Origin of the sequence: Streptomyces sp. NRRL F-6492 (assembly GCF_001280125.1) — a bacterium.
GTDB lineage: Bacteria > Actinomycetota > Actinomycetes > Streptomycetales > Streptomycetaceae > Streptomyces.
Genome location: NZ_LGEG01000025.1, coordinates 1 through 14,767, shown reverse-complemented (window position 1 = coordinate 14,767; position 14,767 = coordinate 1). Strand labels below are relative to the sequence as shown.

General features: G+C 76.6%; 7 protein-coding genes and 1 pseudogene. All 8 read right to left on the bottom strand.

The features are described from left to right. Nucleotides 1-12 precede the first annotated feature (12 nt). Entirely contained in the window at nucleotides 13-357 is a 345-nt protein-coding gene (locus ADL08_RS04770) for a hypothetical protein (protein ID WP_053640771.1), read from the bottom strand. Then, nucleotides 354-1,658, bottom strand: a complete 1,305-nt coding sequence (locus ADL08_RS04765; protein WP_053640770.1) for a glutamate synthase-related protein — start codon at nucleotides 1,656-1,658, stop codon at nucleotides 354-356. Before ADL08_RS04765 ends, ADL08_RS04770 begins: the two co-directional genes overlap by 4 nt. After that, nucleotides 1,655-2,668: an asparagine synthetase A gene (locus tag ADL08_RS04760; RefSeq protein WP_053640769.1), complete on the bottom strand. Its 1,014-nt coding sequence runs from the start codon at nucleotides 2,666-2,668 to the stop codon at nucleotides 1,655-1,657. The genes ADL08_RS04765 and ADL08_RS04760 overlap by 4 nt, the downstream gene beginning before the upstream one ends. Nucleotides 2,669-2,718: 50 nt before the next feature. Next, the gene (locus ADL08_RS04755; protein ID WP_053640768.1) at nucleotides 2,719-4,056 is read right to left on the bottom strand and encodes a methylaspartate mutase; all 1,338 of its coding nucleotides are present in this window, start codon (nucleotides 4,054-4,056) and stop codon (nucleotides 2,719-2,721) included. Nucleotides 4,057-4,280: 224 nt separating this feature from the next. Beyond that, nucleotides 4,281-4,673, bottom strand: a pseudogene (locus ADL08_RS04750) (cobalamin B12-binding domain-containing protein); the annotation flags it as partial. 176 nt (nucleotides 4,674-4,849) lie between these two features. Beyond that, nucleotides 4,850-5,065: an MbtH family protein gene (locus ADL08_RS04745; RefSeq protein WP_053640767.1), complete on the bottom strand. Its 216-nt coding sequence runs from the start codon at nucleotides 5,063-5,065 to the stop codon at nucleotides 4,850-4,852. Then, on the bottom strand, nucleotides 5,062-12,246 hold the full coding sequence (locus tag ADL08_RS04740; RefSeq protein WP_053640766.1) for a non-ribosomal peptide synthetase: 7,185 nt from the start codon (nucleotides 12,244-12,246) through the stop codon (nucleotides 5,062-5,064). The genes ADL08_RS04745 and ADL08_RS04740 overlap by 4 nt, the downstream gene beginning before the upstream one ends. Nucleotides 12,247-12,403: 157 nt before the next feature. Then, on the bottom strand, nucleotides 12,404-14,767 hold a 2,364-nt coding region (locus ADL08_RS04735), incomplete at its 5' end, for a condensation domain-containing protein (protein ID WP_234351995.1).

Here is a 14,767-nt window from a genome sequence, read left to right as displayed (position 1 = left end):
GCTCGGGGCGGGTCAGGGCGGGGACGTGCGGGTCCGGGCCGGCGGGCGGACCGGGACGCGGACGGCCCTGGTGTCGCCGCGGAGGCCCGCGGCGACGGCGAGGGCCACCGCGCGGTCGGCGGCCCGGCGCACCGCGCGCCGCCGGCTCGGGCCCCGGACGGCGGTCCGGGGGGTGCGGAGTTCGACGCGGCCGCCGAGGTGGCCCCGGCCCGCCTCCGTGAGGGCGCGCTGCGCGCTGTGCCGGGCCGCGGCGGCGGCCCCCTCGTCGGGGGCGGTCACGGTGATGCCGGGGAGTTCCCGTACGGAGAAGCGGGCGTGCACGGTACAGCCGCCGCCGCGCGGCCGGCGGGCGGTCACGGCGTCGCCCCGGCCGGGAGGCCGGCCGGGTGGCCGGGGTACGGGGCGGCCGGGTGGCCGTCGGGCCACCACAGGTCCTCGGGGCCGAGGGCGGTCACGGCGTACTTGCCCAACGCGCTGACGAGCAACCGCAGTTCGAGCGCGATGCTCTCGACGAGACGTTCCAGGCCGTGCTCGGGGTCCTCGTCGACGGCGACGAGGGCGGCCCGGCCGAGACCGGCGGCGGTGGCGCCGAGGGCGAGGGCGCGCAGGACGCGGCCGCCCTCCCACATGCCCCCGCTGGCGAGGAGGCAGCCGGCGGGGGGCCCGATGCGGCGCAGGCATTCGGCGAGGGGCAGGCCGACCTGGTCGAGGAAGACGCCCGGGGCCCAGCCGGTGCCGCCCTCGGCCCCGTCGACGGTGACGGCGTCGGCTCCGGCGTCCCAGGCGGTGCGGGCGGCGTGGGCGATGTCGCGGCCGGGGTGGAACTTCACCCAGGTGCGGGCCCGGGGGAAGTTGTTGCGCATGAAGCGGAGCTGCTGGCGGAGGATCTCGTCGGTGAAGGTGCCGGGGGTGGCGCAGCGCAGCCGGTGGTCGCCGTCGGGACCGAAGGCCTCGGTGACGGTGAAGCGGCGGGCGAGCCGCTCCCCCTCGGCCCGGTCGACGACGGTCATGCCCCCGAGGCCGGGCTTGGCGCCCTGCCCGGTCTTCAGCTCGAAGGCGAGGCGGCCGGTCTCCAGGAGGGGGCGGACGGCGGGGTCGCTGTAGAGGAGGTTCCAGACCTCGGAGTCGGCGTCCTCGGTGGACTGCTGGACGACGATGCCGCCGACGCCGTCCGGCGCGGCGTCGAGGTAGGCCTCGACGCGGGTGAGGAGGGCGGAGCGGGTGGCGTCGCCGGCCCGGCGGTAGCCGTGGACGGGGATCATGTTCTCCCCGATGACCATGGGGATGCCGAGGCGGCCGGCCTGCCGGCTCGCGTGGACGGCGAGGTCGCCGCTGCCGGCGCGGGTGGAGCCGAAGGCGGACAGGTAGAGGGGCAGCCGGGCGGTGAGGCCGCCGGTGCGCGTGGTGAGGTCGACGTCGGTGAACTCCGGTTCGCGGGCGAGGTCGATGAGCTTCTCCAGGCGCTCGGGCATGAAGACCGGCGGGACGACGCGCGCCCGGTCGAGGGCGTCACCGGAGCCGGAGCCGTACGGTTCCTCCCGCGGGCCGAAGAGCCGGGTGCCGTACGCGGCGGGGTCGGGGAAGACCTCCGCGGTGCCGCGCCGGGCCCGGGCGCGTACGGCCTCCTCGGGGAAGCCGGGGGCGCCGAGGCCGGTCACGGGGACACCGCCCCGGGGAGCTTCGGGTAGGCGCTGACCTGCCAGAGGGCGTCGAGCCCGGTGAGGAAGCGGACCAGGCGCTGGAGGCCCATGCCGAAGCCGGCGCTGGCCGGGATGCCCTCGCGGGCCTCCTTCAGGTACCAGGCGTACTTGGCCGGGTTCTCGCCGCTCTCGCGCATGCGGGTGACGATGGTGGCGTAGTCGGACTCGCGCTCGCTGCCGGAGACCAGTTCGCCGTAGCCGTGCGGGGCGATCAGGTCGAAGTTGCGCAGGACGCCGGGGCGTTCGGGGTCCTCGCGGTCGTAGAAGCCCCGGGAGCCCTTGGGGTAGTCGTCGATGAAGAAGGGCCGGTCGCTCTCCAGGGAGAGGAGCCGCTCGCCGGTCCAGTCGATCTCGCCGTCGGGGTTCTGCGGGTGGCCGGAGGCCAGGAGGCGGGCCACGGCCTCGTCGTGGGTGCGGACGTCGTACTTGCCGGCGCGGACGTCGGCGAAGTCGCGCTCCTCGCGCCCGAGTCCGGTGAGGAGGCCGGGGACGGTCGTCCAGACGTGCTCGGCGACGTGGGTGAGCAGGCCGGCGGCGATCTCCTGGGCGTCCTCGCGGCTCGCGTCGGCGATCTCCACGTCGATCTGGTGGAACTCGACGAGGTGGCGGCCGGTGGTGGCGGTCTCCTCGGGCTCCACGCGGACGTTGGGGGCGATGTAGAAGAGCTTCGGGAAGCCGCGCAGGGACGCCTGCTTGTAGAGGATGGCGCTGGTCATCAGCTTGTAGGGGTGCCCGTAGTAGTCGACGTCCAGGGCCTTGGCGCCGCGGCCGCCGGGGTCGGTGACGGGGCCGACGAGCGGCGGCAGGAGCTCGGTGAAGCCCCGGCCGTACAGGAAGTCGCGGGCGGCCCGGAGGGCTTCCTGCTGGACGAGCATGGCCGTCCGCAGCTGCGGCGAGCGGAGGTGTTCGCCGAGCGGGGGCGGTGCGGCCGGTGCGGCCGGCAGGCCGGCGGGGAGGGGCTGGTCCATGGCGGGGCTCCTGTTCGTGGTGGGTGCGGGTGGGCCGGGGGGCGGGTGTCTCAGACGGTGAGCGGGGCGGCCCGCGGACGGTCGCGGTCGTCGTCCCCGTCGCCGCCCTCGTCGTCGTCGCGGTGCCACGGGCCGTCGTAGCGGCCGGCGACGTGGTGGAGGGCGGTGAGCAGGCCGTCCGCCGTGAGGGGGGTGGCGTCGGCCGCGGGGTCGGCGGGGATCGGCATGGCGCCGGTGCGGGCCCAGCGGAGCCGGCCGGCGGGGTCGACGAAGCCGCGGGAGCGGCCGGGGTTGTCGGGGTGGAGGCAGAACGGGACGTCGAGCAGCCCCCGGGCGAAGGCGGCCGGCAGGGCGCGGGACAGGTCGGGGTGGAGGCCGAGGACGGTCTCGATCAGGGTGCGGGCCTCCTCGTACACCTCGCCGCCCGTGGCGGTGACGGGGTCGGGCTCCGGGGGTCCGGCGAGCGCGGCGGCCGCGGCGGCGGTCTCCAGGGCGCGGACGTTCTCCGCGACGGTGGGGATGCGGTGGGCCTCGGCGGCGGTCTTGACGATCAGCCGGCCGGCCCCGGAGCGCACGGCGAGGCGGGCGGACGCCTCCAGGAGGCGGGTGGCGCCCCGTTCGGTGCGGGGGAAGACGCCCATGTACGTGTAGAGGACGACGTGGTGCTCGACTCCGGCGGGCAGGAACTCGGCGGCGAGGCGGCGCAGGGCCCGTACGGCCTCCTCGTCCTGGCCGGGGTCGGTCTGCTGGGCGTAGCTCAGGGAGACGCTGCGCAGCCCGTACTGGGCGAAGAACAGGCACTCCAGGACGCTGGTGGCGACCAGCAGGCCGGGCGGGCAGAGCTGGCCGAGCAGGCAGCCGCCGAAGCTCTCCAGATGGGGGGTGGCGCCGGGGCGGGCCGTGCCGGCGAGCAGTTCGCAGGCGCGGGCCCAGGCCTCGACGGACTCCCGCAGGGGGGTGCGGCCGTAGGGCAGGCAGTACGAGACGGGGCCGCCCTCGGTGGCGGTCAGGCCGGCGGCGGTGAGGGCCCGGACGATGGTCCCGGGGCGGGCGGAGCCGTGCCGGACCTGGACGGGGAAGTCCTCGTCGTGGAGCCCCGCGAGGAGGTCGCGGGTGATCCGGGGGGTGTGGGTGGCGATCGGGTAGCCGTTGAGGGAGGCGCCCTCGGCCACGGCGGCGCGGGCGGCGGCGAGGTCGCCGACGCGGGTGTAGCTGTCGACGGTCAGGGTGCCCACGGTGTGGGCGGTGGCGGCCCGCGTCCGCGCGAGTCCGGCCCGCATCAGGACCGGGTCGCCGAAGCCCATGCGGGGCTGGACGACGAGCCGGCCGGCGGCGGCGGAGGCCGCGACGAACGCCCCGAAGGAGCGGGCGACGGCGGTGGCGGTCAAGCCGGCACCTCCCGACGCGATCCGGCGGCCTCGCGGTGCGGTACGGCGACCTCGCGGTGCGATCCGGCAAGCTCCCGCCGCACCCCGACGACGTCGCTGTGCGACCCGACGACGTCCCGGCTCGATCCGGCCGACTCTCCACGCGGCCCGGCGGACTCTCCACGCGGCCCGGCGGGCGCCAGGCGTGGCCCCGCGAGCTCCGGGCGCGCCCCGGCGGGCTCCCGGCGCGCCCCGGCGGCGAGGAAGCCGCGCAGGGCGTCCAGGTCCTCACCGAGGACGGCGTCGCAGCCCGCCTCGGTCAGGCGGGCGACGTCCGCCTCCTGGCGGTGGCCGGCGACGCCGAGCTTTCCCCCGAGCACCACGGGCAGCCCGGCGAGGGCGGGCTCCGCGCGCAGCCGGCGGACGGCGGCGAGGCCGTCGCGGTAGCCGTGTCCGTTGACGCTGCTGAGCACCACCGCGTCGGGAGCGTGCCGCAGACAGGCGGCGGTGAGCAGCTCGGCGTCCACGCAGGGGCCGATCCCGACGACCTCGTACCCCAGCTCCTCCAGGAAGAGCCCGAGGTACACGAGATTCCACGTATGGGAATCCGACGCGGTTCCGCTCAAGAGAATCTTCATGCCTGAAGAATAGATTTCGGCAGGCTCCGGAAGGGGAAGTCGGAGCGGCAGCAAGGACCGGCACTTTCCTGCCGGCATTCCGGCCGGGCGACTCCGCGGGCGGGAAACGGAAAAGGCGCCGCGCCCCGCGGTGGAAGCGGGGCGCGGCGCCTTTCCGGGTCTCCCCCGGCGGGGCGTCAGGCGTACTGGGCGACGAGGCCGCGCGGGCGGATGTCGGTCCAGTGGGTGGTGACGTACTCCAGGGCCTCGGCCCGGCCGGTGGGGCCGTGGACGCTGGTCCAGCCGCCGGGGACGTCCGCGAAGGCCGGCCACAGGGAGTGCTGGCCCTCGTCGTTCACGACGACGTGGAAGGTTCCCTCGGCGTTGTCGAACGGGTTGACGGAATCGCTCATGACTGGCTCCTCATTTCCTTCTTCTGCAGGGCGGAGAGTTTCTCCGAGAGAATGCTTCCGATGTGTGCGAGTGGTTCAGGTCCGGCCATTTCCAGGTGCCCGCATTCGACGGTGTGATTGTCGACGATTCCCTGGACGTGGGGAATCCAGGTGGCGGCGAGGGCGCCTTCCGGCTCTCCCGGTCTGCGGGCGGTGAAGAACACCGCGTCGGTGTCGGCGACGCCCGGCACGTGCCGGGCCATGAGCCCGGCGTGGGTCTCGGAGGCGCGCAGCACCGCCCGGAGCTCCGGGTCGGAGAAGCCGGCGAGGACCGGGTCCTCGCGGCGGATCCGCGCCACCGCCTCCGCGAGGTCCCCGGCGGGCGGCGCCGTCCGTTCCTCCGGCGGCAGTACGGAGACGCTGCCGGGTCCGGTCTGGTGGACGTCCATGAGGGCGAGGAGCTCGACGTGTTCGCCGGCCTCGCGGAGCCGCACCGCCATGGTGTGGGCGACGATCCCGCCGTACGACCAGCCGAGCAGCCGGTAGGGGCCCCAGGGCTGGATCCGGCGGATCCGCTCCAGGTAGTCGTCGGCCATCTCCTCGACGCTGCGCGGCCGGTGGCCGGGGTCGCTGAGGGCGCGGGCCTGGAGGGCGTAGAGCGGCTGGTCGTCGCCGAGGTGGCGGGCGAGGCCCGCGTAGGCCCAGCCGACGCCGGTCCCGGGGTGGACGCAGAACAGCGGGCGGCGGGTGCCCCGGGTGCTGAGCGGCAGCAGGACGCCCAGGGCTCCGGCCGTGCCGTCGTCCCCGCTGCCGTCACCGGCCCCGGCCCCGTCGTCGTACAGGCCGAGGAGGCCGGCGGGGGTGGGCAGGCGGAAGAGGTCGCGGACGGTGCGCTCGACGCCCAGGACGCCGCGCATGCGGTTGACCAGGCGGACGCCGAGCAGGGAGTGGCCGCCCAGGGAGAAGAAGTTGTCGTCGATGCCGACCTCCGGCACGTCGAGGATCTCGGCGAACAGGGCGCACAGCACCTCCTCGCGCGCGTTGCGGGGCCGCCGTCCGCCCTCGGCCGGGGCGGGCCGGCGGGGGGCGGGGAGGGCCGCGCGGTCGGGTTTGCCGTTGACGGTCAGCGGCAGGGCGTCGAGGACGACGACCGCGGAGGGCACGAGGTGTTCGGGGAGCGTGGCGCGGGCCGCGGCGAGCAGTTCGGCCTCGGTGACGGAGCCGCCGGCGCGGGGGACGGCGTAGCCGACGAGGGTCTTCTCGCCGGGCCGGTCCTCGCGGACCACGGCCAGTGCCTGGCCGACGGCGGGGTGTTCGGCGAGCGCCCGCTCGACCTCGCCGGGTTCGATCCGTACGCCGCGCAGCTTGATCTGGCCGTCCGCGCGGCCGAGGAAGCGGAGTTCGCCGCCGGGGGTCCACAGGACGCGGTCGCCGGTGCGGTACATGCGGCTGCCGTCGTTCTCGAACGGGTCGGGGACGAACCGCTCGGCGGTCGTGCCGGGGCGGCCGACGTAGCCGCGGGCCACGTGCGCGCCGGCGATGTACAGCTCGCCGGGGACGCCGGGCGGCACGGGCCGCAGCGCGTCGTCGAGGACGTGGCTGCGGGTGTTGTCCATGGGCCGGCCGAGGTGGAGGCCGGCGCCCCGCAGGGTGCGCTGTCCGGTGGTGAACCACTGGTTGTGGGAGGCGAAGGTGGTCTCGGTGGGCCCGTAGGAGTGGACGAGGACGGTGTCGGGGCAGTGGGTGAGGACCCGCTGGACGGCGGCCGGGGAGGCGACGTCCCCGCCGGTCCACACCTCGCGCAGGGCCCGGAGGGTGTCCAGGCCCTCGTCGGCCATGACGTGGAACAGGCCCACGGTGAAGTAGGCGCAGGTGACGCCGTGCCGGTGGACGGCGCGGGCGGTCTCGGCGAGGTCGGTGCCGTCGCCGGGGGTGATCACGAGGGTGCCGCCGGCGAGCAGCGGCAGCCAGGTCTCGAAGACGGAGGCGTCGAAGCCGGTCGCGGAGTGCACCAGCATCCGCCGGGGTCCGCCGACGGCGAGGTCGCGGTCGGCGGCGAGTTCGAGGACGTTGCGGTGGGTGACCCCGACGCCCTTGGGCCGGCCGGTCGATCCGGAGGTGAACATCACGTACACCAGGTCGTCCCCGGTGGCGCGGGCGGCCTCGGGCTCCTCCTTCCCCGGTGCCGCGACGGGCGCGTCGACCGTGAGTACGGGGGCGGGGAAGCCGTCCGGGAGGGCGGCGGCGTGCGCCGTGTCGGTCGCCACGAGGCGGGCCCCGGCGTCCTCGGCCATCAGCCGGATCCTGGCCTCGGGGAGGCGGGGGTCCAGCGGGAGGTGGGCGGCGCCGCACTTGAGGACGGCGAGCGCCGTCACCACCAGGGGCACGCCCCGGTCGAGGAGGACGCCGACGGTGTCGCCCCGGCGCGTTCCGGCCGCGCGGAGGCGGGCGGCGAGCGCGTCGGCGCGGGCGTCGAGTTCGGCGTAGCGGACGGTCTCGTCGTCGGTGACGAGCGCGGGGGCGTCGGGGGTGCGCGCGGCCCGGCGGGCGATCCGCTCGTGGACGGTGTCCGGTCCCGCGGGCGGCACGGTGGCGGTGTCGTTGTACGCGGCGCCGAGCCGGAGGCGGTCGGTGTCGGTGAGGAGGTCGACGTCCCCGATCCGTACGCCGGGGTCGGTCGCGGCGGCGCGCAGGGTGCGGTCCAGGTGGGCGGCGAGCAGGGCGGCGGTGGGGGCGTCGAACAGGTCGGCGGCGTACTCCAGGCCGCCGGTCAGGCCGCCGGGGTGTCCTTCGGCGTCCCGCAGTTCGGTCAGGGCGAAGGTGAGGTCGAACTTGGTGGAGACGGTGTCGAGGAGGGCGGGGCCGCCCTCCCGGAAGAGGCCGCGCGCGGCGGCCGCGCCGGGGGCGTCGCGGGTGTAGTCGTGGTGGAGCTGGACGACGACCTGGGCCAGCGGGTGGTGGGCGGTGGTGCGGACGGGGTTGAGGTGTTCGACGACGCGGTCGAAGGGGAGCTCCTGGTGGGCGTAGGCGGCGAGGTCGGCGCGCCGGACCCGTTCGAGGAGTTCGGCGAAGGTGGGGTCGCCGGAGGTGTCGGTGCGCAGCACCAGGGTGTTGACGAAGAAGCCGACCAGGTCGCCGAGGTTCTCGTCGTCGCGTCCGGCGGTCATGGTGGCGAGCGGCAGGTCGGTGCCGGCGCCGTGCCGGGTGAGGACGGCGGCCAGGGCGGCCTGGAGGACCATGAGCAGGGTGGTGCCGCCGCGCCGGGCCAGGGCCTCCAGGGCCCGGTGGGTGGCGGGGTCGAGGGCGACGGGGACGTGTCCGCCGCGGTGGGTGGCCTCGGCGGGGCGGGGCCGGGCGGAGGGCAGTTCGAGGACGGGCGGCGCGCCGGCGAGGGTCTTCTCCCAGAACTCCAGGTGGTCCCGGGCGGCGGGCCCGTCGGTCAGGTCGCGCTGCCAGAGGGTGTAGTCGGCGTACTGGACGGGCAGCGGCTCCCAGCCGGGGGCGCGGCCCCCGGCGCGGGCGAGGTAGGCGGTGGTGAGGTCGGCGAGGAGGGGGCCGGTGGACCAGCCGTCGGCGGCGATGTGGTGGACGAGGAGGACGAGGACCTGTCCGTCGGGCGCCTCCTCCTCGGTGTTCAGGAGGGTGGCCCGGAGCGGGGTGTCCCCGGCCAGGTCGAAGACGTGTCCGGCGGCCTCGGCGACGGCTTCGGGGAGCCGCGCGGCGGGGACGGCGCGCACGTCGAGCGGGGGGCGGACGCCGGTCAGGACCTCCTGGTGGGGTTCGCCGTCGACGGTCCGGTAGCGGGTGCGGAGCACCTCGTGGCGGTCGGAGAGGTCGGTGAGGGCCCGGGCGAGGGCGTCCGCGTCGAGCGGTGCGGCCGGCCGCAGGACGAGGGGGATGTTGTAGGAGGCGCTGGGGCCTTCGAGGGTGTCGACGAACCACAGGCGGCGCTGGGCGTACGAGAGGGGGAGCCGGGCGGGCCGGTCCGGGCGCGGGACGGGCCGGGGCCGGGCGGTCCCGGCGGCGGTGCCTTCGGGGCCGGGGGCGGCCGCCTGGCAGGCGATGCGGCGGGCGAGGGCGACGGGGGTGGGGGCGAGGAGGAGGTCGCGGACCTGGACGTCGGCGCCGAGGCGGGCGCGGATCCGGTTGGCGAGGCGCACGCCGCTCATGGAGTGGCCGCCGATGGTGAAGAACCCCTCGTGCGGGTCCACCCGGTCCAGGCCGAGGACCTCGGCGAACAGCTCGCACAGGGTGTCGACGTGGGCCGGGGGCGGTTCCGTGCCGGCGTGTGCGGCGGCCAGGGCCTCCTCGGCGGCGGTCTCGACGGCGCGGGCGGCGGTGCGGGCGCGCCGTCCGTCGAGGGCGAGCCGGTCGGCGGGGGTGACGAGCGCGGTGTCCTGGACGGGGTCGCCGGGCCGGTCGGCGGCGGTGCGCAGGGCGCGTTCCAGGGCGGTGAGGAGGAGCAGGGCGGTGTCCTCGTCGAGGACGTCCGTGGCGTACTCCAGGGCGATCCGCAGTCCGGCGGGGGCGCCGTCGGCGTCGCGGAGCTCCTCGCAGGCGGCGGTCAGGTCGAACTTGGTGGTGGCCGGGCCGTCCGCGGCGAACCGGCCCCCGGTCGCGCCGAGCCGGAACGTCGCGTCGCCGGTCCCGGTGGTCCGCAGGGTGAGCATCACCTGGAAGAGGGGGTGGAGGCCGGGCGTGCGGGGCGGGTTGAGGTGTTCGACCAGGAGGTCGAAGGGCAGCCCCTGGTGGTCGAAGGCGGCGAGGACGGTGTCGCGGACCCGCCGCAGGAGGCCGGTGAAGGCGGGTGCGCCGGAGGTGTCGGTGGGCAGCACGAGCGTGTTGACGAAGAAGCCGACCAGGTCGTCGAGGGCTTCGTCGTCGCGTCCGGCGACGGGGGTGCCGAGGGCGACGCGGTCCCCGGCGCCGGCCGCCCGCAGGGCGAGGCCGAGGGCGGCCTGGAGGACCATCAGGACGCTGGCGTGGTGCTCCTCGGCGAGGCGGACGAGCCGTGCGTGGGCGTCGGCCCCGAGGAGGGCGGTCACCTGGGCGCCGGCGTGGTCGCGGACGGCGGGCCGGGGCCGGTCGAGGGGCAGGTCGGTCGCTTCGGGGAGGCCGTCGAGGGCGGCCCGCCAGTGGGCGAGGCCGCGGGCCGTGGCGGAGTCGGGGTCGTCGCCGGCGCCGAGGACGTCGTTCTGCCAGAGGGTGTAGTCGGCGTACTGGACGGGCAGCGGCTCCCAGTCGGGGGCGGCGCCCTCGGCGCGGGCGGCGTGGGCGCGGGCCAGGTCGGTCATGAGGGGGGTGAGGGACCAGCCGTCGCCGGCGACGTGGTGGAGCAGGACGGCGAGGGTGGCGCCGGGGCCCTCTTCGGGGAGGAAGAGGGCGACGCGCAGGGGCAGTTCGCGGGAGAGGTCGAAGGTCTCGGCGGTGAAGGCGGCGACCCGGGCGGGGAGTTCGGCGGCGGGGCACTCGACGGTGCGGAGCCGGACGGCGGTGGGGGCGAGGACGTGCTGGTACGGCTCGTCCCCGGGCGCGAGGAACACGGTGCGCAGCACTTCGTGCCGTTCGGCGAGGTCGGTGACGGCGGCGGCCAGGGCGGTGCGGTCGGGCACCGCGTCCAGGTGGAGGACGACCGGCATGTTGTAGGCGGCGGACGGTCCGTCGAGCTGGTTGACCAGCCAGAGGCGCCGCTGCGCGTGGGAGAGCGGCACCCGGTCCCCGGCCGGCAGGGGCTCCTCGTGGACGACGGGGAGGTGCGGGTCGGTGGTGCGCAGCTTCTTCCGGTCGATCTTCCCCGAGCTGGTGCGGGGCAGGGCGACGACGACGCTGACGGCGGGGACGGCGGCGGGGGGCATCCGGTCGCGCACCCGGGCGCGCAGTTCCTCCGCGCCGGTGCCGCCCTCGGTGACGACGAAGGCGACGAGGCGCTTGACGCCCTCGGCGTCCTGCTGGGCGACGACGGCGGCCTCCCGGACGGCGGGGTGGCCGGCGAGGACGGAGTCGACGGCGGCGGGGTCGATGCGCTGGCCGCCGATCTTCACCTCGTCGTCGAGGCGCCCGTGGTAGAGGATCTGCCGGTCCTCGCCGACGGTGACGAGGTCGCCGGTGCGGTAGGCGCGCTCGCCGTCCAGGGTGGTGAAGCGGCGGGCGTTCAGCTCGGGGCGGTGCAGGTAGCCGCGGGTCAGGCCGCCGCCCAGGAGCCAGAGTTCACCGGCGACGACGGCGGCGCGGACGCCGGGCAGGGGGCGGCCGATGGGGACGGGACCGGTCTCGTGCCGGGTGAGGTCGGCGACGGTGGCCACGACGGTGGTCTCGGTCGGGCCGTAGCCGTTGAGGAGGCGGATCCGGTCGCCGGCCAGGCCGCGCCACTGGGCGATCCGCTCGGGCAGGACGGCCTCGCCGTAGACGAGCACGGTGCGCAGCTGGTCCGGGAGGCGGACGGAGCCGGTGGTCAGGACGTGGACGAGCTCGTGCCAGTAGGCGGCGGGCAGGTCGAGGAGGGTGATGCCGTGGCGCTCGCAGCCGGCGAGGAGTTCGCCGACGTCGAGCATGTCGTCGGTGCGCAGGACGAGGGTGCCGCCCGCGCCGAGGGTCGGGAAGACCTCCTGGACGCTGGCGTCGAAGTGCAGCGGGCTGAACTGGAGGACCCGGGAGTCGGGGCCGATGCCGTAGGCGGGGGTCGCGCCGGCGGTGAAGTGGGCGAGGGAGTCGTGGGCGACGACGACGCCGTTCGGGGTGCCGGTGGAGCCGGAGGTGTAGATGACGTAGGCGGCGCCCGCTTCCGCGCCGGGTCCTTCGAGGACGAGTTCGCCGTGCCGGGCGACCTCGGCCGGGGTGGGGGCCAGGTCGCCGCAGGCGTCCCGGAGGATGGCCGCGTTGCGGGCGTCGGGGGCCTGGACGTCGAGCGGCAGGTAGGCGGCGCCGGTGGTGAGGACGGCGAGGAGGCCGACGATCGCGTCGACGCCCCGGGGCCGGTGGAGGGCGACGAGGCGGCCGGGCCCCGCGCCCAGGGCGGCGAGCTCCCGGGCCCTTCCGTCCACGGCCGCGGCGAGCTGCGCGTACGTCAGGCGGGTGCCGGCGTGGACGAGGGCGGGGGCGTCGGGGCGGGTGCGGACCTGGTGGGCGATCAGGTCGAGCACGGGCGGGGCGGGGGCGGGAGAGGGTCCGCCGTCGAGCAGGTCGTCCGTTCTGCTGGGGGGCATGCTGGGTTCCTCCGGTAAGGGGCCGAGAGACCGGGGCGAACGGTTCCTCTCGCCTCCGTGCCCTTCACGCTAGGCGCGGCTCCCTCCCTTCCGGGGCAGTCGGACCGGCGGCTCCGGGCGGCAGAGGGAGCCGTCCGGAGCTGCCGGTGCCGGGCCGTCAGCGGCCCTGGCGCGCGCCCGCCCTGGTCCGGCGCCGCAGCGCCGGGACGGCGGGCGGCCGGGGCACCACCGGACCGGGCGCGGGCGGCGCGTCGACGGGCGACCGGCCCGCGTCGGCGTGTGCCCGGCCCGCATCGGCGTGTGCCCGGCCCGTATCGGCGTGTGCCCGGCCCGTATCGGCGGGCGACCGGTCCGTCTCGGCGAGGCGTCGGGCGAGGGAGGCCGCGGTGGGGTTGCGGAACACGTCCCGCAGGGTGAGGTCCCGGCCGAGTTCGGCGCGGATCCGGTTGAGCAGCCGGACCGCGAGGAGGGAGTGGCCGCCGGACTTGAAGAAGTTGTCGTCCCGGCCGAGGGGCCGCCCGCCGAGGACGTCGCGGAAGAGGGCGAGCAGCTCGTCCTCCCGGGCGGCCGCGCCCGGCGCCTCCCCTTCGGGCACGAGGTCGGGGTGTGCGCCGGGGGCGGGCAGCCGGTCCACGACGACGACACGGGCGGGGACCAGGTACTCGGGCAGCCGCTCGGCGGCGAAGGCCCTCAGCTCCGCCTCGCCGGGGCCGCCGGGCACGCGCGTGACGTACGCGTACAGCCGGTCCTCGCGGACGGCGACGGTCGCCCCGGTCACGCCGGGACGGCCGGTGAGGACGTCCTCGACGCGGCCGGGCTCCACCGGATAGCCGCCCGCGGTGAGGACGGCGACGGGCCGCAGGGTGCCGTCGGCGGCCGGGAAGGCCCGCCGGCCGGTGGGCCGCGCACCGCCGCCGGGCGTCGGCCCGTACACCTCGCCGGGCACCCGTACGGGTGCGGGGCGCCCCCTCTCGTCCCGTACGGCCTCCGGTCCCGCGGGGGCGGCCGGGCCGTACTCCGGTCCGGACAGCGGGAGTCCGGGGTCGGCGGCGAAGGCGTCGAGGGTCTCGGCGAGGCGCCGGGCCAGGAGGCGGGCGGTGTCCTCGTCGTAGAGGGCGGTGGCGTATTCGAGGGCGCCGCGCAGTCCGGCCGGGGCGCCGTCCGCGTCGGTGAGTTCGGTGAGCGCGAAGGTGAGGTCCGACTTGGCGCCGACGGCGCGGAACGCGACCGGTTCGCCGTCCAGGACGTTCGGGGTGCGGGAGGCGGCGGCGGTCGCGGCGTGGACCTGGAGCATCACCTGCACGAGCGGGGCGTGGGCGGCGGAGCGGTGCGGGCTGAGGTGCTCCACGAGCCGGTCGAAGGGGAGGTCCTGGTGGCTGTAGGCGGCGAGGCCCGTCTCGCGGACGCGGTGCACCAGGTCGGTGAAGGCCGGGTCGCCCGAGGTGTCGGTCCGCAGCACCAGCGTGTTGACGAAGAAGCCGACGAGGGGGTGCAGGGCGTCGTCCGCACGGCCGGCGACGGTGGTGCCGATCGCGATGTCGGTGCCCGCGCCGTGCCGGGTGAGGAGGGCGGCGAGGGCGGCCTGCACGACCATGAAGAGGGTGGCGCCGCTGCTCCGGGCGCGGCGCAGCAGGGCCCGGTGGGTGGCGGCGCTCACGTCGAGGGCGGTGAGGGCGCCGGCTCCGTCGCTCTCCGCCGGACGCGGCCGGTCGGTGGGCAGGGCGAGCAGCGGCGGCAGTCCGTCGAGGGCGGTGCGCCAGTGGGCCAACTGCTCGCCCGAGAGGCCGTGTTCGCCGTCGAGGAGGTCGCGCTGCCAGAGGGTGTAGTCGGCGTACTGGACGGGCAGCGGCTCCCAGTCGGGGGCGCGGCCCCCGGCGCGGGCGCGGTAGGCGGTGTCGAGGTCGGCGAGGAGGCAGGGGGTGGACCAGCCGTCGCCCGCGATGTGGTGCAGGAGCAGCACCAGCACCTGGCCGCCGTCGGCGCCGGTCACGAGCCGGGCCCGGAAGGGGATCTCGGCGGCCGGGTCGAAGACGTGTCCGGCGGCCTCGTCGACGGCCGCCCGCAGCGCGTCGGGGCCGTCGGCCCGGACCTGTTCGAGGACGGGCACGGCGCCGTCGAGGACCTGCTGGTGGGGTTCGCCGCCGGTGGAGCGGTAGACGGTGCGCAGCACCTCGTGCCGGGCGGCGACGTCCGCGAGGGCGGCGGCGAACACGGCCGGGTCGAGGGGGCGGTGGAGCCGGGTCACCACGGGGATGTTGTAGGTGGCGGACGGCCCTTCGAGCCGGTTCAGGAACCACAGCCGGCGCTGGGCGTAGGAGAGCGGGATCCGCTGGGGCCGCCGTTCCTCCGGGACCGGCCGCAGGGCGGGACGGGCGGGTCCGGCGTCCTGCTCGCCGAGGCGTCGCAGCAGCTGGCGGGGCGTCGGGGCGAGGAACACGTCACGGATGGCGGCCTGGAGCCCGAGGGCCTTGCGGATGCGGTTGGTGAGCTTGCCCGCGAGCAGCGAGTGCCCGCCGAGCTT